The organism is Enterobacter sp. ECC-249, assembly GCF_043965265.1.
Lineage (GTDB): Bacteria > Pseudomonadota > Gammaproteobacteria > Enterobacterales > Enterobacteriaceae > Enterobacter > Enterobacter quasiroggenkampii.
Window position 1 is genome coordinate 2,601,349 of the sequence record NZ_CP143660.1, and the last position, 25,504, is coordinate 2,626,852.

24 protein-coding genes are annotated in these 25,504 nt (G+C 56.3%); 9 read left to right on the plus strand and 15 right to left on the minus strand.

Translation table 11 applies throughout. The features are described from left to right. The first annotated feature begins 75 nt into the window (after positions 1-75). Positions 76-1,467 carry an APC family permease gene (locus V1587_RS12545; RefSeq protein WP_371897571.1) on the plus strand — a complete coding sequence of 464 codons (1,392 nt, stop codon included), beginning with the start codon at positions 76-78 and terminating at the stop codon, positions 1,465-1,467. 68 nt (positions 1,468-1,535) lie between these two features. Here the strand turns inward: V1587_RS12545 and V1587_RS12550 are convergent, their stop codons facing one another. Continuing rightward, positions 1,536-2,789 carry an MFS transporter gene (locus V1587_RS12550; protein ID WP_371897570.1) on the minus strand — a complete coding sequence of 418 codons (1,254 nt, stop codon included), beginning with the start codon at positions 2,787-2,789 and terminating at the stop codon, positions 1,536-1,538. Positions 2,790-2,910: 121 nt separating this feature from the next. Here V1587_RS12550 and V1587_RS12555 point away from each other — a divergent pair, with 121 nt between their 5' ends. From V1587_RS12555 to bioD, 3 genes are all read left to right on the plus strand, one after another. After that, a complete protein-coding gene (locus tag V1587_RS12555) occupies positions 2,911-3,843 on the plus strand; it encodes a LysR family transcriptional regulator (RefSeq protein ID WP_371897569.1) in 933 nt (310 codons plus the stop codon). A 94-nt stretch (positions 3,844-3,937) separates the two neighbouring features. Continuing rightward, positions 3,938-5,158 carry a sugar metabolism global transcriptional regulator Mlc gene (mlc, locus tag V1587_RS12560; protein ID WP_023311510.1) on the plus strand — a complete coding sequence of 407 codons (1,221 nt, stop codon included), beginning with the start codon at positions 3,938-3,940 and terminating at the stop codon, positions 5,156-5,158. A gap of 130 nt (positions 5,159-5,288) precedes the next feature. Beyond that, complete coding sequence (gene bioD / locus V1587_RS12565) at positions 5,289-5,984, plus strand: dethiobiotin synthase (RefSeq protein ID WP_371897568.1); 696 nt, start codon at positions 5,289-5,291, stop codon at positions 5,982-5,984. Here the strand turns inward: bioD and clcB are convergent. The 7 genes from clcB to V1587_RS12600 form a co-directional block, all read right to left on the minus strand. Next, complete coding sequence (gene clcB, locus V1587_RS12570; RefSeq protein WP_371897567.1) at positions 5,919-7,229, minus strand: voltage-gated ClC-type chloride channel ClcB; 1,311 nt, start codon at positions 7,227-7,229, stop codon at positions 5,919-5,921. The genes bioD and clcB overlap by 66 nt on opposite strands. A gap of 102 nt (positions 7,230-7,331) precedes the next feature. Continuing rightward, positions 7,332-8,480: an osmoprotectant ABC transporter ATP-binding protein OsmV gene (gene osmV, locus V1587_RS12575; protein ID WP_371897566.1), complete on the minus strand. Its 1,149-nt coding sequence runs from the start codon at positions 8,478-8,480 to the stop codon at positions 7,332-7,334. Beyond that, positions 8,480-9,127, minus strand: a complete 648-nt coding sequence (gene osmW, locus V1587_RS12580; protein WP_023311514.1) for an osmoprotectant ABC transporter permease OsmW — start codon at positions 9,125-9,127, stop codon at positions 8,480-8,482. The genes osmV and osmW overlap by 1 nt, the downstream gene beginning before the upstream one ends. An 8-nt stretch (positions 9,128-9,135) precedes the next feature. Further along, positions 9,136-10,035, minus strand: a complete 900-nt coding sequence (gene osmX, locus V1587_RS12585; RefSeq protein WP_371897565.1) for an osmoprotectant ABC transporter substrate-binding protein OsmX — start codon at positions 10,033-10,035, stop codon at positions 9,136-9,138. Between the two features lie 18 nt (positions 10,036-10,053). Next, positions 10,054-10,764: an osmoprotectant ABC transporter permease OsmY gene (osmY, locus tag V1587_RS12590; RefSeq protein WP_371897564.1), complete on the minus strand. Its 711-nt coding sequence runs from the start codon at positions 10,762-10,764 to the stop codon at positions 10,054-10,056. 276 nt (positions 10,765-11,040) lie between these two features. Then, the gene (locus tag V1587_RS12595; RefSeq protein WP_371897563.1) at positions 11,041-11,778 is read right to left on the minus strand and encodes a YoaK family protein; all 738 of its coding nucleotides are present in this window, start codon (positions 11,776-11,778) and stop codon (positions 11,041-11,043) included. A 159-nt stretch (positions 11,779-11,937) separates the two neighbouring features. Then, positions 11,938-12,561, minus strand: a complete 624-nt coding sequence (locus V1587_RS12600) for a glutathione S-transferase family protein (protein WP_371897562.1) — start codon at positions 12,559-12,561, stop codon at positions 11,938-11,940. 427 nt (positions 12,562-12,988) lie between these two features. Between V1587_RS12600 and V1587_RS12605 the strand changes: the two genes are divergently transcribed. Beyond that, entirely contained in the window at positions 12,989-13,444 is a 456-nt protein-coding gene (locus V1587_RS12605; protein WP_371897561.1) for a hypothetical protein, read from the plus strand. Positions 13,445-13,488: 44 nt separating this feature from the next. Here V1587_RS12605 and V1587_RS12610 read toward each other — a convergent pair whose 3' ends face one another. Beyond that, positions 13,489-13,899: an SgcJ/EcaC family oxidoreductase gene (locus V1587_RS12610; RefSeq protein WP_371897560.1), complete on the minus strand. Its 411-nt coding sequence runs from the start codon at positions 13,897-13,899 to the stop codon at positions 13,489-13,491. A 282-nt stretch (positions 13,900-14,181) separates the two neighbouring features. Between V1587_RS12610 and V1587_RS12615 the strand changes: the two genes are divergently transcribed. Beyond that, positions 14,182-15,015: an HNH endonuclease gene (locus tag V1587_RS12615; protein ID WP_395314348.1), complete on the plus strand. Its 834-nt coding sequence runs from the start codon at positions 14,182-14,184 to the stop codon at positions 15,013-15,015. Between the two features lie 454 nt (positions 15,016-15,469). Here the strand turns inward: V1587_RS12615 and V1587_RS12620 are convergent, their stop codons facing one another. Together V1587_RS12620 and V1587_RS12625 are read right to left on the minus strand one after the other, a co-directional pair. Continuing rightward, on the minus strand, positions 15,470-15,787 hold the full coding sequence (locus V1587_RS12620; RefSeq protein ID WP_371897558.1) for a YebG family protein: 318 nt from the start codon (positions 15,785-15,787) through the stop codon (positions 15,470-15,472). A 70-nt stretch (positions 15,788-15,857) separates the two neighbouring features. Beyond that, on the minus strand, positions 15,858-16,211 hold the full coding sequence (locus V1587_RS12625) for a helix-turn-helix domain-containing protein (protein WP_196346236.1): 354 nt from the start codon (positions 16,209-16,211) through the stop codon (positions 15,858-15,860). A 336-nt stretch (positions 16,212-16,547) separates the two neighbouring features. Here V1587_RS12625 and V1587_RS12630 point away from each other — a divergent pair, with 336 nt between their 5' ends. Together V1587_RS12630 and oqxB are read left to right on the plus strand one after the other, a co-directional pair. Next, complete coding sequence (locus V1587_RS12630) at positions 16,548-17,723, plus strand: efflux RND transporter periplasmic adaptor subunit (RefSeq protein ID WP_371897557.1); 1,176 nt, start codon at positions 16,548-16,550, stop codon at positions 17,721-17,723. 24 nt (positions 17,724-17,747) lie between these two features. After that, a complete protein-coding gene (gene oqxB / locus V1587_RS12635) occupies positions 17,748-20,903 on the plus strand; it encodes a multidrug efflux RND transporter permease subunit OqxB (RefSeq protein WP_371897556.1) in 3,156 nt (1,051 codons plus the stop codon). Positions 20,904-20,968: 65 nt separating this feature from the next. On the opposite strand, the gene V1587_RS12640 is transcribed toward oqxB, so the two are convergent. From V1587_RS12640 to V1587_RS12650, 3 genes are all read right to left on the minus strand, one after another. Then, positions 20,969-21,448, minus strand: a complete 480-nt coding sequence (locus V1587_RS12640; RefSeq protein ID WP_025760257.1) for an Rrf2 family transcriptional regulator — start codon at positions 21,446-21,448, stop codon at positions 20,969-20,971. A 137-nt stretch (positions 21,449-21,585) separates the two neighbouring features. Then, positions 21,586-22,974 carry a sensor histidine kinase gene (locus V1587_RS12645; protein WP_371897555.1) on the minus strand — a complete coding sequence of 463 codons (1,389 nt, stop codon included), beginning with the start codon at positions 22,972-22,974 and terminating at the stop codon, positions 21,586-21,588. Continuing rightward, entirely contained in the window at positions 22,974-23,651 is a 678-nt protein-coding gene (locus tag V1587_RS12650) for a response regulator transcription factor (RefSeq protein WP_025911426.1), read from the minus strand. Before V1587_RS12650 ends, V1587_RS12645 begins: the two co-directional genes overlap by 1 nt. Before the next feature lie 203 nt (positions 23,652-23,854). On the opposite strand from V1587_RS12650, the gene V1587_RS12655 reads away from it, so the two are divergent. Then, positions 23,855-24,691, plus strand: coding sequence for a MipA/OmpV family protein (locus tag V1587_RS12655; RefSeq protein WP_371897554.1), 837 nt, complete (start codon positions 23,855-23,857; stop codon positions 24,689-24,691). 123 nt (positions 24,692-24,814) lie between these two features. Here V1587_RS12655 and V1587_RS12660 read toward each other — a convergent pair whose 3' ends face one another. Continuing rightward, positions 24,815-25,363, minus strand: a complete 549-nt coding sequence (locus tag V1587_RS12660; protein WP_371897553.1) for a hypothetical protein — start codon at positions 25,361-25,363, stop codon at positions 24,815-24,817. Between the last annotated feature and the right edge of the window lie 141 nt (positions 25,364-25,504).

Genomic DNA, 25,504 nt, shown 5'->3' on the forward strand with positions numbered 1-25,504 from the left:
TTCCCCCTTTGCTAAGCAGGTTTGCGTTAAGGTCAACGCAATTGCAAACCACGGTAAGCATGGGGGGGACGGTTTATGGCGACTAACACCTCTCTTGACTCGCCGGGCATGGCCGGAAGAACCCGGCTGCGCAGTTCCCTCAAGCTCTGGCAGGTAGTCATGATGGGGCTGGCTTACCTCACCCCCATGACCGTGTTTGATACCTTCGGCATTGTGTCCGGTATCAGCAATGGCCACGTGCCCGCCTCGTATCTCCTGGCGCTGGCTGGCGTCATGTTTACCGCCATCAGCTACGGCAAACTGGTACGACAGTTCCCGGAAGCGGGCTCTGCGTACACCTACACGCAGAAATCGATCGGCCCCCACTTAGGTTTTATGGTCGGCTGGTCATCGCTGCTGGACTACCTCTTTCTGCCGATGATCAACGTGCTGCTGGCGAAGATCTACCTTTCCGCGCTGTTCCCTGAAGTCCCGCCGTGGGTCTGGGTAGTGGGGTTTGTGACGATCCTGACGCTGGCGAACCTGAAGAGCGTTAATTTGGTCGCCAACTTTAACACCCTGTTTGTGCTGGTGCAGGTCGCCATCATGGTGGTGTTTGTCATTCTCGTGGTGCATGGCCTGCACAAGGGGGAGGGGGTCGGCACCGTCTGGTCGCTCCAGCCGTTTATCAGCGAGAACGCACACCTGATCCCGATTATTACCGGCGCGACTATCGTCTGCTTCTCTTTCCTCGGCTTTGACGCGGTCACCACGCTGTCGGAAGAGACGCCAAACGCGGCGCGGGTGATTCCCAAAGCCATTTTCCTCACCGCTTTGTATGGCGGGCTGATATTCATTGTTGCCTCGTTTTTCATGCAGCTCTTTTTCCCGACGATCGCGCGCTTCAAGAACCCGGACGCCGCGCTGCCGGAAATCGCGCTGTACGTGGGCGGCAAGCTCTTCCAGTCGGTGTTTCTGTGTACCACGTTTGTCAATACGCTCGCTTCAGGCCTGGCCTCGCACGCCAGCGTCTCACGCTTGTTGTATGTGATGGGGCGTGACAACGTCTTTCCGGAGCGGGTGTTTGGCTACGTGCATCCGAAATGGCGTACGCCAGCCCTGAACGTCATTATGGTAGGGATAGTGGCGCTGTCGGCCCTGTACTTTGATCTCGTGACCGCGACGGCGCTGATCAACTTCGGCGCGCTGGTGGCGTTTACGTTTGTTAATCTCTCGGTGTACAACCATTTCTGGCGGCGTAAGGGGCTGAACAAAACGTGGAAAGATCGGTTCCACTATCTCCTGCTGCCGCTCATTGGTGCCGTCACGGTCGGCGTGCTGTGGATAAACCTCGAAGCGACGTCCCTGACGCTTGGCCTCATCTGGGCGGCACTGGGGATCCTTTACCTGACATGGCTCACGCGCCGTTTCCGAAAACCGCCTCCGCAGTTTGAAGCCGGTAAGATAGAGCAGGCCTGGGATTCCTGAACGAAAAACGGCACCAGTATGCTGGTGCCGTTTAGCTGGAGCTCGTCTTACCGGGCATCGGTTCCTTACTATCTAAGACGTCTATGAAGACTGGCCCCCACCAGCAGCGCCGCGCACAGCATCAGCGCGATAAACCCGCCCACGCCGTTCCAGCCGTAGTTATGCCAGAACACGCCGCCGAGGGTCCCGGCGATGCTGGACCCCAGGTAATAGCTAAACAGATAAAGAGACGATGCCTGACCTTTGGCGCGACGCGCGCGCGGGCCAATCCAGCTGCTGGCGACCGAGTGAGCGGCGAAGAACCCCGCGGAGAAGAGCAGCATCCCGGCAAAGATAAACCACAGCGAGGAAAAGAGCGTCAGCAGCAGGCCGACCAGCATCACCGCCGTGAAGAACAGCATGACCGGGCCGCGTCCATAGCGTGCCGTCATCGCTCCGGCTTTCGGTGAGCTCCAGGTGCCGGTGAGATAGGCCACAGAAAGCAAACCGACAACGGCCTGATTTAGATGCCACGGGGAGAGCATCAGGCGGTAGCCTATATAGTTAAACAGCGTGACGAAGGAGCCCATCAGCAGAAAGCCGATCAGAAACAGTCGCGGCAAACCTTTATCGCGCCAGTGCAGGCGGAAGTTGATAAAGAGCGTTTTCGGGCGCAGCGATGTCGGGCGGAAATGACGCGATTCCGGCAGAATTTTCCAGAACATCAGGGCAGATGCCAGCGCGAAACAGCCGATGACCGCCAGCGCAATACGCCAGCTAAAGAAGTCCGTAAAGACCCCGCTCAGCAGGCGACCGCTCATCCCGCCAATCGAGTTCCCGCTGATGTAAAGCCCCATAGAGAAGGCAACAAAGCTCGGGTGGATTTCCTCGCTGAGGTAGGTCATCCCGACCGCCGCCACGCCGCTGAGCGAGAGTCCGATCAGCGCGCGCATCACCAGAATGCCGTGCCAGCTGGTCATCATGGTCGAGAGTAGCGTACAGACCGAAGCCAGCATCAGCGCGGTTACCATCACCGGTTTACGGCCAATGGCGTCGGACAGCGGACCGGTAAAGAGCAGGCCAATCGCCAGCATCCCGGTAGAAATGGAGAGTGAAACGCTGCTGCTGGCAGGCGATACGCCAAATTCATGGGAGAGCACGGGCAGGATCGGCTGAACGCAATAGAGCAGGGCGAAGGTGGCCAGACCGGCGGAAAAGAGCGCCAGCGTGACGCGCATAAATTGGGGTGTACCACGTTTAATGAACTGAACCGGCTGCGATGATGAAGGTAAATCATTGATATCGCTTGCCGGATCGATATCAATGGTAGTTGTACGACTCACACAGTTTCCTTGCTTAAACATCCCCGTGATTTCTGGTGACGGGTATGACCACCTCTTCAGGGTAGGAAAATGTAAATATTCTGTCTAATATATTAATAATCTCAAATGATACGTTAAAAATATGAATATCGAGCTGCGTCATCTCCGCTACTTTGTCGCCGTCGCCGAAGAGCTGCATTTTGGTCGCGCGGCGGCACGGCTGAATATCTCTCAGCCGCCGTTAAGCCAGCAGATACAGATCCTGGAGCAGCAGGTCGGGGCGCGCCTGCTGGCCCGCACCAACCGCAGCGTAAGCCTGACGGCGGCGGGTAAACAGTTTCTGAACGACAGCAGGCAAATTCTGAGCATGGTCGATGACGCCGCCGCCCGGGCAGAACGGCTGTATCTCGGGGAAGCCGGAGAGCTGCGCATCGGGTTTACCTCGTCAGCGCCGTTTATCAGCGCCGTCTCGGAGACCCTGTCGTCATTCCGTCGCCACTTTCCGGATGTTCACATTCAGACGCGCGAAATCAACACCCGCGAGCAGATTGCGCCGCTGAATGAAGGTTCGCTGGATTTGGGGCTGATGCGTAACACCCAGCTCCCGGACACGCTGGCGTGGGAGGTGATCCTGCGCGAGCCGCTGATGGCCATGATCCCGCACGATCACCCGCTGGCGTCGCGTCCGGCGGTTTCGCTGGCAGAGCTGGCAAAAGAGCCGTTTGTCTTTTTTGACCCGCAGGTCGGAACGGGTCTGTATGACGATATCCTGGGGCTGATGCGCCGCTACGATCTTGCCCCGGTCATTACCCAGGAAGTCGGGGAGGCGATGACCATTATCGGCCTGGTCGCCGCCGGTCTGGGCGTGTCTATTCTTCCGGCCTCCTTTAAACGGGTACAACTGCGCGAAATGCGCTGGGTGACCATCGCCGAAGAGGATGCCGTTTCAGAGATGTGGCTGGTCTGGTCAAAACATCGCGAACAGAGCCATGCCGCACAGCGCTTCAAACAGCAGCTAATTAGCGCCTCTGTCAGGCGGGATTTCCACGGAAAAGAGGGTGAAAATGTGCGGTAAATCACATGGCTAAGTAAATATTTGACGACGGCCATGGAAGTGCTTCACCATAGCAAACAGTTTATTTCGAAGCTCGAAAATAAGGGAGTACGAGGTGGTTGCTGATAGTCAGCCAGGGCATATCGATCAGATTAAGCAGACCAACGCTGGCGCGGTGTATCGCCTGATTGATCAGCTTGGTCCGGTTTCGCGTATCGATCTTTCGCGCCTGGCACAACTGGCACCTGCCAGTATCACTAAGATTGTCCGCGAGATGCTGGAAGCGCACCTGGTTCAGGAGACGGAAATTCAGGAGCCGGGCAGCCGTGGCCGTCCGGCAGTCGGGCTGGTGGTTGAGACGGAAGCATGGCACTACCTTTCATTGCGCATTAGCCGGGGGGAGATCTTTCTTGCGCTGCGCGATCTGAGCAGCAAGCTGGTGGTGGAAGACCGCCTTGAACTGCCGCTCAACGCGGAGGAACCGCTCCTCGACGCGATTGTTTCGCACATCGATCATTTCTTTATCCGCCATCAGCAGCGGCTTGAACGCTTAACGGCGATTGCCATCACCATGCCGGGGATTATTGATACCGAAAACGGTATTGTTCACCGCATGCCGTTTTACGACGATGTCAAAGAGATGCCGCTGGGCGAGGTGCTGAAAAATCATACCGGCGTGCCGGTCTATATTCAGCATGACATCAGCGCCTGGACGATGGCGGAGGCGCTGTTTGGCGCGTCCCGCGGGGCGCGGGATGTGATTCAGGTGGTTATCGACCATAACGTCGGGGCGGGCGTGATTACCGACGGACGACTTCTTCACGCCGGGAGCAGTAGTCTGGTGGAAATCGGCCACACCCAGGTCGACCCGTACGGCAAGCGCTGCTACTGCGGGAACCACGGCTGTCTCGAGACCATTGCCAGCGTGGAAAGCGTGCTGGAGCTGGCGCAGGTCCGGCTCAGCCAGTCCATGAGCTCCTCGCTGCACGGACAACCCCTAACGGTGGATTCTCTCTGCGCCGCCGCGCGTCAGGGCGATCTGCTGGCGAAGGACATCATTACCGGGGTGGGGAATAACGTTGGCCGCATTCTGGCCATTATGGTGAACCTCTTCAACCCGCAAAAAATCCTCATCGGTTCACCGCTCAGCCAGGCAGCGGAGATCCTCTTCCCGGCGATCTCGGCCTGTATTCATCAGCAGTCGCTTCCCGCCTACAGCAAAAATATTGCGGTAGAAAGCACCCAGTTTTCCAACCAGGGGACCATGGCTGGCGCGGCGCTGGTCAAAGATGCCATGTATAACGGCTCGCTGTTGATCCGCCTGTTGCAGGGTTAACTCTTTTCCGCAGATGTAAGAAAAATTGCGCTATCTCAAGCCGGGTAGCGCACGCATCCCGTAGACTTCCTCCACTGAATTATTTACCTGGTTTATATTTTCGAAGCATACCCAAGAGGTGGAGTGAGTCATGCTTAAGCGTTTCTTTGTTACTGGTACAGATACCTCTGTCGGCAAGACCGTCGTATCCCGCGCATTGCTGCAGGCTCTGGCAGCAAGCGGTAAACGCGTGGCAGGGTACAAACCGGTCGCAAAAGGCAGTAAAGAGACGCCAGAGGGATTGCGCAATAAAGACGCCCTGGTGCTGCAAAGCGTCTCGTCACTGGAACTGCCTTATCACGCGGTCAATCCCATTGCGTTAAGCGAAGAAGAGAGCAGCGTAGCGCACAGCGGCCTGATTAATTATCCCCTGTTGTCCGACGGCCTGGCGAACCTGAGCGAGAAGGTTGACCACGTGGTGGTTGAAGGGACGGGCGGCTGGCGCAGCCTGATGAACGACCTGCGCCCGCTGTCTGAATGGGTCGTGCAGGAGCAGCTTCCGGTGGTGATGGTGGTGGGGATCCAGGAAGGGTGCATCAACCACGCGCTGCTGACGGCGCAGGCGATCGCCAATGACGGCCTGCCGCTGGTTGGCTGGGTAGCCAACCGCATCAACCCGGGCCTCGCGCACTACGCGGAGATCATCGACGTGCTGAGCGCTAAACTGCCCGGACCGCTGGTGGGTGAACTGCCTTATCTGCCACGCGCCGAGCAGCGCGAGCTAGCGCAGTACATCGATCTCTCTGCCCTCGGTGGCGTGTTGACCGTAGACAGAGTCGTGGCGTAACGTCCGCGACAGCACTGACGCCACCACGCAGGCGACCAGCAGGCCGGGCAGTAAAAAATACTGCCCGGTCATTTCACAGACCATCAGCGCCGACATAATGGGCGCATGCGTGGTCGCGGCGAGTAGCGTTGCCATCCCTGCCAGCCCCAGCAAAATAGCCGTTTCAGAACCCGGCAGCCACAGCGCGAAAAGCTGCGCGAAGAGCATCCCCGTTGCCATACCGACAAACAGCGTGGGCGTAAACACCCCGCCCGGCGCGCCCGATCCGCTGCTCGCCAGAACCGCCAGCAGCTTACAGATGAATACCCCGGCAATCACCGACAGCAGCGGCGGCGCGAGCAGAAAAGCCTGCACCACGCTGTAGCCGTTTCCCCATACCTTTGGCGTCAGGAGAGACAGCAGCCCGACGATCGCACCGCCCAGCGCTAATTGCCACGGCGGCGAAAGCCTGAGGCGCAGGAAAAGACCGTGGCTGAACGCCATCAGCCACATCAGCAGCGGCCCGCAGAGACCCGCCACCAGCCCCATCGCGACCAGCAGGGCATAATCAGCCCCGGTGAGGAGGCCGCTCAGATGGACCACGTAGAGCGTGCCGGCACCCGGGGCCAGAATCTGCGTCGTGAGCAGCGCCACCACCGCCGCGACAACCACGGGGCCCAGCGAGGCCAGCATCAGGGTGCCAAACAGAATCTCCGCAATGAACAGGCTTCCGGCAAGGGGCGCATGGTAAGCGCTGGCCATCCCGGCGGCGGCGCCACAGGCTATCCACAATTTCCATTCGGATTTGGGCGTAAAGCGCCGGGCAAAAAAGGAGGCGGCGAGGGCGGCAAGCAGGATCATCGCCCCTTCACGCCCGATGGCGCTGCCGCTGGCAACGACCAGCAGTGAGGCAAGGGATTTAACCAGGCTGGCGCCGTAGTCAAACTGACCGTCATCGGTCTCCAGCGCTTCCATGTAGTCGGTGGGCGCATGAGGCCGCTGTGCGGTCAGACGCTGCCATCCCCAGAGCAGCATCCCGGCAGCCAGCCCGCCCAGAGCGGGCGTCAGGGCGCGCCGCCAGGGTGAGAGCGAGGCGGCGGCATTCACCAGGCTGCCGCTGTCGTTGCTGAGAAGCAGCCACTCCAGCAGGTACATGCTGTGGCGGAATACCGCAACGGCCAGCGCGGCCAGCACGCCGATGACGGTGGCAATCAGCAGTCGGCGAAACATCGCGCAGATGTCGGGGTACGTATGAAGACGTTGCATGGGTCGCGAGTAAACGGGGACGATACGATATTGTGGCGGCAAATCGTGGGGTTAGCAAAAGGTATGCGTGCGAAAAAGCCGGGCGATGCCCGGCCAGAAAGGTTAGATGTCGCTATGAATATTCAGCGCCCGGCGCGTACGACCTGAACTGAGATACTCGGCAATATAGTCCTGAGAAATCTCGCCGTTGTAGCGCCCGTCTTCATCCACGATCGGCATCCAGCTGGTGTTGCTCTCATACAGACGCGAAAGCACCACGCGCAGGTTGTCTTCCGCTTTGCCGGTCATGCGGAACGGATGCAGGATGTCGGCGCAGGTCCCGCTGGCATTACGCGCTTCGCGACGCTTCACAAAGCCCAGCGGTTTGCCGTGCTCGTCAACTACGGTAATCGCGCGAATATCGTTATCATCCATAGTCGCAAAGGCTTCGGGAAGCGGAGTGGAGCCCCGCACCGTGATGGTCGGCTGCTGGTCGGTAACGTCGCCCGCCGATACCAGAAGCAGGCGCTTCAGGGTGCGGTCCTGACCGACAAACGAGCCGACAAACTCATTCGCCGGTTTCGCCAGCAGCTCATCCGGGCTGGCGCACTGCACGATTTTCCCCTGACGGAATACCGCGATACGGTCGCCGAGCTTCAGGGCTTCGTCGATATCGTGGCTCACCAGCATGACGGTTTTTTTCAGCTTGCGCTGCATCTCCAGGAACTGGTTCTGGATCACCTCGCGGTTGATCGGGTCCACCGCGCCGAAGGGTTCATCCATCAGCAGTACCGGAGGATCTGCCGCCAGGGCGCGGATCACGCCGATGCGCTGCTGCTGGCCGCCGGACATCTCGCGCGGGTAGCGGTTGAGGAACTTATGCGGATCCATCGCCACCATATCCATCAGCTCTTCGGCGCGGGTTTTGCAGCGCGCTTTATCCCAGCCCAGCATGCGCGGCACGACGGTAATGTTCTCTTCGATGGTCATGTTCGGGAACAGGCCAATCTGCTGGATCACGTAGCCGATGTTGCGGCGCAGGGTGACGGTGTCCATTCCGCTGGTGTCTTCGCCGTTGATCAGGATCGTCCCGCTGCTCGGGGTAATGAGGCGGTTAATCATCTTCAGTGTGGTGGTTTTCCCGCAGCCGGACGGGCCGAGCAGGACGCACATTTCCCCTTCGGGCACGTTCAGGTTGACGTTGTCCACGGCCTTAAAGGTCTGGCCGTGCTTCTGTGAAAATTGCTTGGTGAGGTTTTCCAGTTTTATCATTATCGAATCCCCTTTGGAGTCAGAACCACCTGCAGACGGTGCAGCAGCCAGTCGAGCACAATCGCTAAAAGACAAATCATCAGCGCGCCCGCAATCAACATGCGGATATCACTTCCGCCGATGCCGTTGAGCAGCAGCAGGCCCAGACCGCCCGCGCCGATCACCGCGGCAATCGCCATCACGCCGATGTTCATCACCACGGCGGTGCGGATCCCGCCGAAAATAACCGGCAGCGCCATCGGGATTTCGACCCAGCGAAGACGCTGCCAGAAGGTCATGCCGATGCCGCGTCCGGCTTCGCGCAGTCCCGGCGGCAGGCTGTCGAGCGCCGTATGGGTGTTACGCACAATCGGCAGCAGCGAGTAGAGAAACACCGCCGTGATCGCGGGCAGGGCGCCAATCCCCTGACCGATCAGCGAAAACAGCGGGATCATCAGGCCAAACAGCGCAATGGACGGAATGGTCAGCACGATGGTGGCAATGCCGAGCACCGGCGTTGCCAGCCACCTGTGGCGGACAATCAGAATGCCCAGCGGGACGCCGATGATGATGGCTAAACCTACGGCCAGCGCCACCAGCCACAGATGCTGCAGCGTCAGGGTTAACAGGTAGTCCCAGTTGTCCAGAATGTAGTGAATCGTCTCCATAGCGCCTCCTACAACAGCTGTTTGCTACGCAGGAAATCACGGGCGACCTGCTGCGGTGACTGATGGTCGATATCCACCTTTTTGTTCAGCTCGGTGATAACGTCGTTGTTGAGCTGGGCAGAGAGGGTGTTGAGCGCCTCTTCCAGACCGGGGTTGGCCTCCAGCGTGTCCTTACGGACCACCGGGGTGACCGCATAGCTCGGGAAGAAGCCTTTATCGTCCTCCAGCACCTTGAGGTCGAAGCCCTTCACGCGCCCGTCGGTGGTGTAAATCAGACCGGCGTCAACGAAGCCGTCTCGCACCGCGTTATAGACCAGACCGGGGTCCATTTGACGGATCTGCGGGCGGTCCAGATCCATCTTGTAGGCCGCCTGAAGCGGCTTCATGCCGTCGCTACGCCCGGCGAATTCCAGGTCTAAGCCCAGCAGCCAGTTTTTGTCCGGATCGGTTTTACGGATCTGTTCAATCTTCGCCACCATCTCCGACATGGTGTTGATGTGTTCCGCCTCGGCGCGCTTGCGCTGCATGGCGAAAGCGTAGGTGTTATTCATGTCGGCGGGCTTGAGCCAGACCAGACCGTGCTTCGCGTCCAGGCGTTTCACCGTCTCGTAAGACTCCTCTGGCGACATGCGCTTGTTGATGTGGTTAAAGATGATTAATGACGTGCCGGTATATTCCCAGGTCATATCAATCTGTTTGTTGATCATCGCGTTACGGGAAATCACCGTGGCGATATTGGTTTGCGGCTGCACCTGGAATCCTTTCTTCTGCAGGTACTGCACGGTCATTGCCGAGAGAATGTGCTGCTCGGTAAAGCTCTTGGTCGCCAGAATCAGCGGGGCCGCCATCGCCTGGCTGGTGAACAGCGCCGCGGCACACATCGCCGTCAGGCCGGATATCAGTCTCATAAAAGCTCCTTGTTATTGTTATCGAGCGAGATGGGGACTCATCACGCGACCCAGTGCCGCCAGCAGGGTATCGAGGATCAGGGCGAACAGGGCGGTGGCCGCCGCGCCGAGGATCAGGGTCGGGAAATCGTTCAGGTAAATACCGGGGAAAATCAACTCGCCGTAGCTGCTGGCACCAATCAGGAACGCCAGCGGCGCGGTACCGACGTTAATGGCGGTGGCGATGCGGATCCCCGAGAGCATGACCGGCCAGGCGGCTGGCAGCTCAACCTGACGCAGACGCTGCCATTTGGTCATGCCAATCCCATTTGCCGCTTCCAGCAGCGACGGCGGGACCGAGCACAGCCCGGCATAGGTATTACGCACGATCGGCAGCAGCGAGGCGAGGAACAGGGCAATGATGGCGGGCGTATCGCCAATGCCAATCACCACCATCGCCAGCGCCAGCACGGCCAGCGGCGGCAGCGTGTTGCCGACGTTGAAGATTTGCATCACATATTCGGCGATACCCCGCGCGGCCGGACGGCTCAGCAGAATGCCAGCTGGAATACCCACCAGCAGGGCAAAAAACATCGACGAGAAAACCAGAATCATGTGCTGTTGCCCGAGATAGACCAGGTCAACCTGGCGCGCCCTTATCGTCTCAAGCCCAATGCCCCAGACGAGAAGGGCGAGGACCACGAAAATGGCGCCGACAAACAGCAGCGAACGTTTGAGTAATGGGTGCATTGCGGTGTGTCTCCCTGTGCGCATGCGTTATAGCAACCACCGGTTGCCTGTTGTTATGCCATGTTTCGGCAGGGGTATTTCACCTATAGCAAGCGTTTGGGAAGGGTTCCAGCGAAGGGGTAAAATCAGTAACCCTATGAAAACAGTGACAACCTCGGGTTAAGCCTTATGGCGTAAGGGCTGACTGAGGGGGAGGCAGAATAGTCCTAAAGCGAACTTTTAGATGTGACACTGTCACATCTAAAAGGCTCTTACGCCGAATACAGGCCATTATCATCATAGAGGGGCGCGAACCCGTCGAACTCGCGACGAGACGGTGATAATTGAGACGGTGGCGACAACCGCGAGCATCACACCCAGCGCCAGCATGGCGTTGAAGCCAATCCATCTGAACAGCATCAGTCCCGCGATACCGCCCGTAATGAACGAAAACAGGGTGGTTAAGTGGGTTTTTAGCTGACTTTTTTGCGCCGCCGTATCTTTGGAGTAATCCCTGCGCAGCATCGCCACCATTACGGAGGCCAGGGAAATCCCCGCGTCCGTTAGCGTGCCGGTAATGTGCGTCGATCTTACCCGTCCGCCGGAAAGTTGCGTGGAGGTGGAATTATGAATGCCCATCAGAAAGCAGAGAAAAAGAATAATCTCGCGGTTGCTTGTGAGCGCATGAAAATACATTTCGTAGAAGGAAACGCCGGTCAGTAATATCCCCTCTACAAAAAGGATCTGGCAAAAAACCAGCCTGACGTTATGGATAATGCCCCATATCACTATCGTGCGGGCAAGAATGGCACCTGCGACAAAGGAGAGAATAATCGAGCCGAAGAAAATAATATCGCTGAGGTCGGTGGAGGAGACTTCGCTGGATAACTGTGAGGTGTTGCCGGTCATATGTGAGGGAAAAAAACCAAATGCCCCGAGGGCGATGGCGTTCAGCAAACCTGCCGAGGTCGCCAGCCAGAGAGCAAGCCGGCGATCCTCCTTATGCGTTCGTTCTTTCTTGAGTTTAATCAGCAAGAATACCTCCGGGTTGAGCTTTGCCTGATTATTCAGGCTAGCAAAGCGGTGCAACGGGCTGTCCAGGATATGGCTTAATTATTATTCCCTCTGACGACTTTCAGGGTTTAGTAATTAAATAAAACAGCCTCGCTGCGGTATTCATTCAGATATTAAGTTTCACACCATGCCGTTATTGCCGTGACGCAAAAAAGCCGGACGCTGGTTTAGGCGCTCGAACCAGGCCTCAATGGCGGGCACGTCTGGCTTATCAAACGGCGTCATTTTCCAGCGATTCACCGACAGCCCTAGCACCACGTCCGCGAGGGTAAACGTCTCGCCCGCCGCGAAGGCCCCGGTGCGCTGCAGCTGGTTTTCCAGAATGGTGATGCAGTGATTCCACTCTTTGATTCCTGCCGCGATGCGCTCAGGGTCGTTAAAGTCCGGGTTTTTACGCCCCAGCGCCGGGAAGACATAGCGCCAGGCGTTGTTAAATTCGGTGGCCTGCCAGTCCATCCAGCGTTCAACGTTGGCGCAGGCCCGCGGTTCTGCAGGCAGCAGATCGTGACGTTCGGCCTTGCGCGCCAGATAACGGCAGATGGAATTGGACTCCCACAGCACGAAATCGCCATCAATCAGCACCGGCACCATGGCGTTGGGGTTCAGGGCGCGGAAGGCATCCGTTTCCGTCGAGGCAAAACCGCTGCCGTAATCTTCCTGTTGATACGCGATGCCTGCTTCTTCGCAGGTCCAGAGTACTTTACGCACGTTGATGGAGGTGGTTTTGCCGAGGATGGTGATCATTGCGCAGGTGTCCTTTAGAGGAATGAATTGTCTAAAAACAATACACCAGTTGCATGGGTGAGGTTGGGGCAAAATTTGGTGGGGCGTGCTGTGCCTGGCCCCGGTGAATGTTTCTGGAAGGCGCCTCGCAAACCACAAATTAACCGCGTGAAATTCAGGGTTATGTCTTTTCTTCAACGGGCCGCGGTCGTAAAGTGGCTGCGTTGCGGCACATCCGCAATCGGGCGTAGGAACCCGTCAACCATATAGTGACATTACGTATGTCGCAGCAGTGCCGATCTCGTTACAATAACGGTGGCGCTGACGGAGCAGCCGCAAGGCTGGCCGTTTTCTATATGGGCGGTATTCCTACCTCTGTCAGCGCTACCCCCCGAGCGTAGGAACTCAAAGGGTGGTTAAATAAACTCCATATAGAAGGAAGCCTTGTATGGCGACTATCCCAACCCTGACTTATCTCCCGTCTGACGAAAACGTCATTCTACAACTTATCTCCCGACCGCTTCCGGCCGATGCGGATCTCTTTGACGTCGCAGACAACTGCGCCGCACTGGTGAGCGTGCTGGTCGAAACCGATGATGTCGCGAGCCGTACAGCACTGTGCGAGCGTCTCCTTCAGGCCATGCGCAGGCTGCGTGAACTCTGTGATGTCGATCTTCCTCCATACCTGATTGAACAGTTGATCATGGGTGAGAAAATCAACTCCTGCGTGCCGGACTGCTGGCAGGACACCTTAACGCAGGTGGACTACGTTCTGGCGCTGACGCAGGCGGTGATGGGTGGGACGCTGCCCGCTCACGTAGCGAAAGAGATGACGGGCCTGCTGCACGATATGGTGTGGCTGCTGGCTGAGTTTTTGAAGGAGCCGCGCATTACTGCGCATTAAGGGCGCTGGCATGGAGGGGCGGCAGCGCCCCTTTGAGACTGTGATTAACGCGATCGGTTCCCGGTATCCAGAAGCGACGTACCGTAGGAGTTATCGATGGTACAAAGCCAGCGACCGTCGCTTTCCTGTCGAAAAACATAGGTCGCGCGGCGCGATATTTCCGTTATCCCACCCTGACCATCAGGAAAACGCAGAACGGTTTCCATGATAACGAGGGCATTGCCGCCACCTTCGATCACCTGCATCTCTCCTTGTTCCACAACCAATTGGTTCTGGAAATAATCCGAGATGGCAATAAACGCGCTGCGAATGTTTTCTTTACCTTTAACCGTCATGCCGGGCTTAACGACCAGAGCCGCGTCGTCGGCGTAATACTCCATCAGCACGTCATAGTTTTTGGTAGTGATGGCGCGATCGCAGGATTCGATTATCTGGCGTAGCGGGTGTGGGGTCATGCGCGATTCCTCGTTATGGGGTAAGCAGTTATTAACGTAACAGCTTGGCGCGTTTGTATAGCTACCAGGTTTTATGGCTGTAAGGCGCTGGGTTTGGGGCGAAAGATATAGTTAATAATGTTACGTCAGCGTTAGACGATAGTGGCGGTACCCTTAAACCAGACACAACTTCATGCAAGAAATTATTAATAAGCGTAAATATGACATTACTTCTACTAAGTATTGTGTATTTATATCGAAGAATAGTATTTTTGTAGAAAACCTTCTGAAAAGGCCAATGTAATGTATGTTTTTGATAAGAATGGAAATAAACTTGATGCAGAGTGCTCTGTGTGTGAAGAAGATGGCATTTATGGGCTAATCCTAGACTCTTGGGGGCCAACGCACAGGAACAAAGATAACAACATAGCCCTAGATTGTATCATTGAGAGACTGATTGAGTCCGGTGTAGTTAACGTTGTGGTATATCTGGCCTCATCTAGAGTTAGACAACATATTTTATCCATAACAGAAAGGAAAATCCATCCGGGCGAATTTTTCTCTCTAAAAGGTGATAATCCTCGAGGCATTCGACTGGAATTGTGTAGTTATCAGGCTCATTTTAGTAGTACAGGCAAAAAAGATGTTCCTTCCGGGAACAGGGCAAAACGAATAATGATAAACGTTCCTGGTATTAATAGCGGCGAATTTTGGGAACAGATAGTGCTTGGGGAACTATCAGATCTCATTCAACCTACAGAAGATGAGGCTGTTCTAAATGCAAGGGTTAGTAAGTTAATCAAACACAATTTAAGTGAGCCTGAAGGTTATCAAGTACCAGTTGCTGTAGAGCGGCTTCAAAAGGTCTATGCTCGAGATCCAAGAGTAAAGACTTGGGTATTACAGAAAAGTAATGGAGTTTGTGAATGTTGTGGGGAAAATGCACCCTTTTATGTAAATGATGGCATCCCATATCTTGAAGTACATCACGTAGTACCCCTTTCGTTATCCGGTACTGATACCATAAGCAACTGTGTAGCTCTATGTCCTAATTGCCATAGGGCCATACATTATAGCCAAAATGCAAAAGAGTTAATTGAGATGCTTTATATTAAAATAGATAGATTACATAAGTAAGCAGTAGTCTTGTTAGAGTAATCTTTAGGTGGGCATCATTAGCGATTTACCGATTGTGGACTACTCGAGATGAGCCCTAAACAATACATTCTTATTCGTGCCGATGGTTCTTCTTTCCCGACCGTAACTAATATAGAAAAATTTTGCTCGAACCCGATTCTGGTTTCGATGAGACCAGGACGGTTTACGTCGCCTCAATGCACCCAGCCGTTACGTGTGCAGCGACGATTGGCAGACTGGTCTCAGAGGGGTTAAGCGACGGCCAGAGCAATGAAATCCCGGAATGTTACCGGCCATCCCGCTTTAGCGTGTTACAGGGCTGAGACAGGTTTCTGATCTTTTCCTTCATTCCTTGCCGCACGCCATCTCCTTTACTCTTTTCATGTTCAGAATAAAAAAAGCCGCAAGCAGTTATCTGCTTACGGCTTCCAGAACGGTGATGATTTTCTGACAATCAGGCCGCTTTCACAGCCCTGATTTTTTTGGCGTCAGCCGCGTCGGATTCTGTTTTATCCGCTACAGCTGGAGCAGTGACATCGGGAAGCTTGCTGGTACGCAGAATATGCTGCACGGTCTCTTTCTGCTCGGCGAGATACAGGCCAAGGTTTTCAGCCTGCGTTTCATCCATCTGCATTCCGCTTTGCAACAGCCAGTCGGTGAAGGCGTCTGCCATATCGAGCAGCTTGTCGTGAGCGTCAGCCTCTTTCTTACTGGCAAAAGTCATTTTCTCTTCACCTTTTCTTACGACAACAAATTTTGTTTCAACAGCCATCGTGCACCTCGCTATACTGTATTTATATACAGTATAGCAGCATCGGATCGACGTTGCAGCAAAATATGCATTACTGGCGTAGCTGCTGCGTTTCCGGGCCACCCATACTGCGTCGCCATGCCCCGGGCGCCTGACCATACTGGCGCTTAAAGCTGCGGTTGAAGGACTGCTGGGAGTCAAAGCCCAGCGCGATCGCCACGTTCAGAATCGGTTCATCGCTGCGGGATAACCGCTCAACCGATTTTTGCAGCTTTTGCGCGCGAATATACCCGGCGAGGGGGTAGCCAGTATGCTCTTTGAACAGGCGCTGGAGGTGCCATTTCGAGTAGCCGGAACGTCTTGCGACGGTCTCAATGTCCAGGCGACTGTCGAGGTTGTTGTCTATCCAGTCGAGTAAATCATGCATAAATGCGCCAGTGTTCATCTGGTTACCCCCACGCAGCGGATTAAAAGGTATCTTTGTCTGTTGCATTTAAAGGTGGCGCGTTTTTGCAGTAATTGCAAGTTTTATTGTTGCATTTAAATCCCTGACCGAAACGGGTCTTTTCACATCCGCTCAAATAGCACATAAAGTGCAACAATTATTCTTGCACTTAGTTAAGCGCCTTCCTACAATCGCCGCGAATAGTGTATTCGCAACTGTTACAGTTTTGTGGCGATGAACGACACAAATGCCTTAAGACAGCTCCCGGACAAAGGAAGTGGCGCGGTGCCTCCTGCTGCGTCTTGCCCGGTGGCGACAATTATCGGAATAAAAATAATGAGCCTGCAAAAAACCTGGGGTAATTCTCATCTGAGCGCGCTGGGGGCAATGTTGCTCTCCGTGCTGCTCGTCGGATGCGATAACAGCGTCGCGCAAAATGCCGCGCCGCCTGCGCCCGCCGTGAGTGCCGCTGATGTAGTGGTGAAATCGATTAGCCAGTGGGATAGCTTTAATGGTCGGATTGAAGCAGTGGAGAGCGTTCAGCTGCGCCCGCGCGTGTCCGGCTACATTGATAAGGTGAATTACACCGACGGCCAGGAAGTGAAGAAGGGCGAGGTGCTGTTCACCATTGATGACCGTACCTATCGCGCCGCGCTGGAACAGGCGCAGGCGAACCTGGCAAGAGCCAAAACGCAGGCCAGCCTCGCGCAAAGTGAGGCTAACCGTACCGATAAGTTGATCAATACCCATCTGGTCTCCCGGGAAGAGTGGGAGCAGCGTCGATCGGCTGCCGTTCAGGCGCAGGCCGACATTCGCGCCGCGCAGGCGGCGGTTGACGCAGCGCAGCTCAACCTGGACTTCACCAAAGTGACCGCGCCTATCGATGGTCGCGCCAGCCGGGCGCTGATCACCAGCGGCAACCTGGTGACTGCGGGCGACACCGCCAGCGTCCTCACCACGCTGGTCTCGCAGAAAACGGTTTACGTCTACTTTGACGTGGACGAGTCAACCTACCTTCACTATCAAAACCTGGCCCGCAGCGGGCAGGGAGCGTCCAGCAATCACACGGCGCTGCCGGTTGAGATTGGCCTGACGGGCGAGGACGGCTATCCCCACCAGGGCAAAGTGGATTTCCTGGATAACCAGCTCACGCCGAGCACCGGGACAATCCGCATGCGCGCGCTGCTGGATAACTCACAGCGTCAGTTCACGCCGGGACTGTTTGCCCGCGTACGCCTGCCGGGCAGCGCGGAGTTCAAAGCCACGCTTATCGACGACAAGGCGGTGCTGACCGATCAGGATCGTAAATACGTCTATATCGTGGATAAAGAGGGGAAAGCGCAGCGTCGCGACATTACGCCGGGTCGTCTGGCAGACGGTTTACGCATCGTGCGGCAGGGGCTGAACCCTGGCGACAAAGTCATCGTCGAGGGTTTACAGAAAGTGTTTATGCCGGGTATGCCGGTTAACGCCAAAACCGTTGCCATGACCGCCACCAGCGCCCTCAACTGATCCCTTGACCTGAGAATCCAACCCATGGACTTTTCCCGCTTTTTCATCGACAGGCCGATCTTTGCTGCCGTCCTGTCGATTCTGATTTTTATCACAGGGTTAATCGCCATCCCGCTGCTGCCGGTGAGCGAATACCCTGACGTCGTGCCGCCAAGCGTGCAGGTGCGCGCGGAGTACCCGGGCGCCAACCCGAAAGTGATTGCCGAGACCGTGGCGACGCCGCTGGAAGAGGCGATCAACGGCGTTGAGAACATGATGTACATGAAGTCCGTCGCGGGTTCCGATGGCGTGCTGGTGACCACCGTCACCTTCCGTCCGGGAACCGATCCGGATCAGGCGCAGGTTCAGGTACAAAACCGCGTCGCGCAGGCCGAAGCGCGTCTGCCGGAGGACGTGCGGCGTCTGGGCATTACCACCCAGAAGCAGTCGCCCACGCTGACGCTGGTGGTGCATCTGTTTTCACCAAACGGTAAGTACGATTCGCTGTATATGCGCAACTACGCCACGCTGAAGGTGAAGGATGAGCTGGCGCGCCTGCCCGGCGTCGGCCAGATCCAGATTTTCGGCTCCGGCGAGTACGCGATGCGCGTCTGGCTGGATCCAAATAAGGTGGCGGCCCGCGGGCTGACCGCTTCTGACGTGGTCACGGCGATGCAGGAGCAGAACGTACAGGTCTCCGCCGGGCAGCTTGGCGCCGAGCCGCTGCCGAAAGAGAGCGATTTCCTGATCTCCATTAACGCCCAGGGGCGCCTGCATACCGAAGAAGAGTTTGGCAATATTGTCCTGAAAACAACGCAGGACGGTACGGTCGTCCGCCTGCGCGACGTGGCGCGGATTGAAATGGGCTCCGGGAGCTATGCGCTGCGTTCCCAGTTGAACAATAAAGACGCGGTCGGGATTGGTATCTTCCAGTCTCCTGGGGCGAACGCCATCGACCTGTCTAACGCGGTGCGCGCGAAAATGGACGAACTGTCCACGCGCTTCCCGGCGGACATGAAGTGGGCGGCACCTTACGATCCGACCGTTTTCGTGCGCGACTCCATCCGTGCGGTGGTGCAAACGCTGCTGGAAGCCGTGGTGCTGGTCGTGCTGGTGGTCATTCTGTTCCTGCAAACCTGGCGCGCGTCGATCATTCCGCTGATCGCGGTGCCGGTGTCGGTGGTGGGTACCTTCAGCATTCTTTACCTGCTCGGCTTCTCGCTGAATACCCTCAGCCTGTTCGGGCTGGTGCTCGCCATCGGTATCGTGGTGGATGACGCCATCGTGGTGGTGGAAAACGTCGAGCGAAATATCGAAGAGGGGCTTGCGCCGCTTGCCGCAGCGCACCAGGCGATGCGTGAAGTGTCCGGGCCGATCATCGCGATTGCGCTGGTGCTGTGCGCGGTGTTTGTGCCGATGGCGTTTCTCTCGGGCGTTACCGGGCAGTTCTACAAGCAGTTTGCGGTGACGATCGCGATATCGACGGTGATTTCAGCGATTAACTCGCTGACGCTCTCTCCGGCGCTGGCGGCACTGCTGTTAAAGCCGCACGGCGCGCCGAAAGATTTCCCGACCCGGCTTATCGATCGTCTGTTCGGCTGGATTTTCCGTCCGTTTAACCGCTTCTTCCTCCGTAGCTCAAACGGCTATCAGGGGCTGGTGGGCAAAACGCTGGGACGACGCGGCGCGGTATTCGTGGTTTATCTGCTGCTGCTCTGTGCCGCAGGCGTCATGTTTAAAGCGGTGCCCGGCGGGTTTATTCCGACCCAGGACAAGCTTTACCTGATTGGCGGCGTGAAAATGCCGGAAGGTTCTTCGCTGGCCCGCACCGATGCGGTGATCCGCAAAATGAGCGAAATCGGGATGAATACCGAAGGCGTGGACTATGCGGTCGCGTTTCCGGGGCTGAATGCGCTGCAGTTCACCAATACGCCGAACACCGGGACGGTGTTCTTCGGCCTGAAGCCGTTCGACCAGCGTAAACATACTGCGGCGGAAATTAACGCGGAGATTAACGCGAAAATCGCGCAAATTCAGGAAGGCTTTGGCTTCTCCATTTTGCCGCCGCCGATTTTAGGGCTGGGTCAGGGGTCGGGCTATTCCCTGTACATTCAGGATCGCGGTGGTCTGGGCTATGGCGCGCTGCAAAACGCGGTGAACACCATGTCCGGTGCGATTATGCAGACGCCGGGGATGCATTTCCCGATCTCAACCTACCAGGCTAACGTGCCGCAGCTGGACGTGCAGGTTGACCGCGATAAGGCGAAAGCGCAGGGCGTGTCGCTGACCGATCTTTTCGGGACGCTGCAAACCTATCTGGGCTCGTCGTACGTCAATGATTTCAACCAGTTCGGACGTACCTGGCGCGTGATGGCGCAGGCTGACGGGCAGTTCCGCGACAGCGTAGAAGATATTGCGAATCTGCGTACCCGCAACAGCCAGGGCGAAATGGTGCCGATTGGCAGTATGGTTAACATCACGACCACCTACGGGCCCGATCCGGTGATCCGCTACAACGGCTACCCGGCGGCGGACCTGATTGGCGATGCCGACCCGCGCGTGCTCTCATCAGCACAGGCGATGACGCAGCTGGACGCGATGTCTAAGCAGATCCTGCCGAACGGGATGAACATTGAATGGACCGATCTGAGCTTCCAGCAGGCCACCCAGGGCAATACGGCGCTGATCGTCTTCCCGGTCGCGGTGCTGCTGGCATTCCTGGTCCTGGCGGCCCTGTATGAAAGCTGGACGCTGCCGCTGGCGGTGATCCTCATCGTGCCGATGACGATGCTTTCCGCGCTGTTTGGCGTCTGGCTGACCGGGGGCGATAACAACGTCTTCGTGCAGGTGGGGCTGGTGGTGCTGATGGGGCTGGCCTGTAAAAACGCCATTCTTATCGTGGAGTTTGCCCGCGAGCTGGAAATTCAGGGTAAAGGCATCATGGAGGCGGCGCTGGAGGCGTGCCGCCTGCGTTTACGCCCGATTGTGATGACCTCCATCGCCTTTATTGCCGGGACCATTCCGCTGATCCTCGGCCACGGTGCGGGCGCAGAAGTACGTGGCGTCACTGGTATAACGGTGTTCTCCGGTATGCTGGGGGTGACGCTGTTTGGTCTGTTCCTGACGCCGGTGTTCTACGTGACGCTGCGTAAGTTCGTCACGCGTGGGAAGAAAGAGGAAAGGGACGTGCTTCCCGCGTAGGGACGTTGCCGATAATAAAAAACCGCCTTCACAGTGAAGGCGGTTTTTTTTCGCATCAGGTAACGTTACGACGTTTTTTGATACTGGGCGATGAGGTCGGGAAGCGGATCCCAGCCGCTGCTGTCGGCGTTTTTTACCGCTTCCAGGGCGCTTGCCACGGTATGGCGGGCCAGTACCGCTAACGACGCCTGCTCGGCTTCTTCGGAAATTGATTTAAAGTACCAGCACGCGTTAGCGCTGACCACGCAGCGGGCCGGTACGTCAGGGCGCGACGCCCACAGCTTTTTATCTTCGATGACCGAAAGGTAGATGTCGCGCAGGGTGATCTCTTCCGGCGGGCGACCAAGATGAATGGAGCCGTTACGGCCAAGCGTTGAGACGATAATGCCGTCTCGCGTCAGCGGAACCATCAATTTGCGGATGAAGCTCGGGTTCGCTTCCAGGCCGTAGGCCAGAATCGCACTCGTTGAACGTTCACCCAATTGCTCCGCCATCGCTACGCTGAGAACCATCTGCAAAGCTGTCGGGAAGCGGTAATCTAACATTTCTCTGTCCTGGGTTGCGGTGAATCTTGTTCTTTTTGGCACCGCAGAGGTGAATAAGCAATAAACAACAATATAACAAATACGGTAATTATTTTGAAGCAATCTGCGGCATTTGCGATCAAACCCCCTGTTCTGCTTTAGCTAAACGTGCGGTTCGGGAAGTCAACCGTGACCAGGAGGCCACCTTCTGAAGAGGTACTCAGATTTACGCTGCTGTTGTGTTGCTGCGCCACGGCTTTGACGATGGCAAGCCCCAGCCCGCTGCCGCTTTGCACCTGATTGGGATCGCGGAAAAAGCGGTCGAACACGCGCTCCTGCAGTTCATCCGGAATACCGGGGCCCGCATCGGAGACGCGCAGCTGAACGACGCGATCGCCTGCACGCACGTCGACCTGAATCCGCCCGCCCTCGGGGCTGTACTTCACGGCGTTCTCAATGAGATTATCAATCAGCGACACCAGGCGTTCCCTGACGCCTGAGATCCACACCTCATCCTCGGCAAAGAATTCCAGCTCGATCCTGCGCGCAGATGCTAAGGGCTCCAGCTCGGCCATGCGCTCCTGGATGAGCGTCGTCAGCGGCACGGGCTCCATGGCCGTATCAATACGCGCTTCGCTGTGCATCATCAGCAGCAGCTGATTGACGAGACGCGCGGCGCGGCTGTTGCTGCGGATCACGCCGGCAAGCAGCTCCTGCTGGCTTTCGCTGATGACCCAGGACTGCAGCGCTTCCACGTTGATGCGCATCGCCGCGAGGGGCGTACGCAGCTCATGCGCGGCATCCGCGATGAAAACCCGCTCCCTTTCCGCGCTTTCACGCACCCTGGCAAGGAAGTCATTGATCGCGTCCACCATCTGGCGAAGCTCTCTGTGCTTCGGTACGGCTCTTAACGGGGAGAGATCGTCCGGCGTGCGTAAGGTAATCTCATTGACCACCTTATTCCAGGGACGCATCGCAATGCGTATTGACAGCCACGCGGGAAACAGTAGGAAAGGGAAGCAAACCAGCAGCGGCAGGATGTAGTATCCGCGAGAGTTAAGGTAGATAAAGAAGTTCCAGCCGCTGGCTGGGGTGAAAAGGGTAACCTCCACGTCGGAGTGAGGGGATTTAAGGGTGCGGCTGGTCCAGGTACGATCTCCACTCTGAACGTGCTCCAGCTCGCCGAACCGGGTGTTTGTAATCCCCGCGGGCGCACCGTCTGAGGCAAAAATAACGGTATTATTTTTGCGAACGATGAGGTTAATCGACAGCACGGGATCGTCCCCTCCGCCGTAACCTTCACGCAGCGCCTTGCTGAAGGCCTCCAGCACGGCGGTACGATCCTGCGGACGCCCGTCCATACGCTCAGCCAGGGTGAAAACGGTTTCGTACGTTTTACTGCCCGTGAGAATAGGAGGGCTACGCAGGTCCTCCCACAGAATGAAGGTTACAAAAAGACACCACAGCAGGGTTAGAAGCAGCATCTGGGCGATGATAATTCGCCGTACCAGCGTCGGGCGCCTCAGGTGATACCAGACGTTTTGCATTAACCGGTCACCTTTTGTATTGAGACGGTATCAATAACGTACCCGACGCCCCGGACCGTTCGCACATAGCCGTCGCCGATTTTTCGCCGTAAATTCCCCATATGCACGTCGAGCGCGTTGCTGAGGTTCTCTTTGTTGCCGAATATCCTTTCTTCCAGAAACCGCCGGGTCAGTACGCGGTCCGCGCGCAGCATCAACGTCTCCAGCAGCGCGTATTCACTGGCCGTTAAATCGATATGGCGCGCGCTCACCGTCACGCGGCGCGTCGGGACATGAAGGGATAGCCCGCGAATTTCTATCGCCTCATTCTCAAAACCGTAGCTGCGCCGGGCAAGGGCTCGCACTCGCGCCAGCAGCTCGGCGAGAATAAAGGGTTTGACGAGATAGTCGTCCGCGCCGGCATCCAGACCGCACAGGCGATCCTGCAATGTCCCTCGTGCCGTCAGGATGATGACGGGGATCCCCTTGAGCTGCTGACGCAAACGCGTCATCAGGCTCATGCCATCGCCGTCGGGTAGCCCCAGGTCGAGCAAAATAAGTTCCGGCACGCAGACGTCAAGCTGATGCAGCGCATCCTCTTTCCGGCGAACCCATATGACGTCAAACCCTTGATCTGAGAGGGCGATACGTACGCCATTGCCGAGATCCAGGTCGTCTTCGATAAGTAGAATTTTCACATTGGTAACGGTATCAACCGTGAATGAAGAATAACTTAAGAAAAAAACGGTAGCAGGAAATCTGTCCGGATGACAGCACCTGCCCGCGCTTCAGTCTTTCTTCATTTTCGGCTCATAAGAACCTTAGGGTCAGTATTCAAAATGGGCGTTCCGGCGGTTAACCGCTTGCATCGTCATCATTTGAATCCAGAAGGGCTTCTTTAATGAGAAACATCGAACTGCGTCATACGTTCCCCCATTTACTCTCGGGCCGCAGCCTGAAAAACATCGTGCCGGGCGTCGTTCTGGCGTTACTGGCCACGCCCGTTCTGGCGGCAGAACAGAGCCAGGGTAACGTCTTAACCCTGGGGGGCGGCGTGGATGTTGGGCCGCGCTACTCGGGTTCAGATAAAACCCGCGTCAGTGCGGCTCAGGTGGTGGATTACGCCATGGCAAACGGCTTTTTTATCGGCACCACGCGCGGGATCGGTTACGGCAACAACATCGGTAACCTGGATTACAGCGCCGCGCTGAGCTATCGAGTTGGCCGTAAAGATAAAGACGTGAGCAGCGATTCGATCGCCTCCGGCAGCGACGAGCTACGAGGGATGGGCGAGATAAAAGGCTCGGCAATCGTTGTGCCCGGGCTGGAGTACAAGGTGACCGACTGGCTTCACCTGCAGCTGCAGGCAGAGGTACCGGTTTCTGAGAGAGACAACGGTGAAGCCGTGCATTTCGGCATTTCCAGCCCGTTCTATACCTCACCAAAAAATGAGGTGAGTCTGGCGCTGACCGGCAGTTGGGGATCCAGCAAGTACATGCAGACCTACTACGGGGTCAGTGCCGCTCAGTCGAGCGCGTCGGGATTTGCCCGACATGACGCCGGGGCCGGAATTTATGCCTGGTCGATGAACCTTGACTGGACCCATAAGCTCACCTCGCGCTGGAGCGTACTTGCCTCTGCGGGCGTGACGCAGCTGACGGGAGATGCAGGCGACAGCCCGATTGTGCAACGCAAAACGTCGCCTGCGGGGAGTTTGAAGGTGACGTATAGTTTTTGATTGTTGGCTGCGGTGGCTAAAAGTGTTGAGAGCGCACTAGCGGTAATTTAAGCCCCTCCGGTTGAGACGGTGGGGCGGTTCCACTTGCAGACAGTTACAGCACTGCACACGTGGTTGACGGATTTATCTAAAGCTCCATTGTGCTGTAATGACAAACACGGAGGGTATGATAATACCCACATCCATCCCAAAATAAGACGTAAAATTATACTGGAATCCATGATATATATACGGAGAGAACCCTATCCCTGTTACTTTTTTAAAATCATGGTATGAACCATGGTCGCCACAATCATCGAAAGTATCAAAGAAAAACTCACCTACATATCCATAGATACCCTTAAAAACCCAACCGTTATCCCATCCAGCCCAGTCTCTTCTAACGCCGGCAGCCAGGCATCTGTCATTAAAGCTGTTTTTCATTGTGCCTAGCACTACACTATATTTCGACGTGTCCGAGAATTTCCTCTCGACGGATATAAACTTATTTTCAAAGTTCTCCGTGTATTGTCCGTGATTATGCGTCAGATGATAAACGTATGAGCCAGTGTTTATTGAATACAGATTTATTTCATCTGCAGAGCAATTTAATGTAACCAGATAAAAACTTCCGCACCACAGCCATGCGGGGTATCTTTTCAGGGCTGTCTGCTTATGTGGAATATTATCCATATTCGCTCACTTTGGCTAACATACTGATGTTATAAGGGGTTATTTTCGGCCTGCAGCTGTACAAATTTTAGCATACATACGGAAACTTGAGGTCTTCACGTCACGGGCTGGAGGGCTGATATGACCTTACAGAGCAGGTTC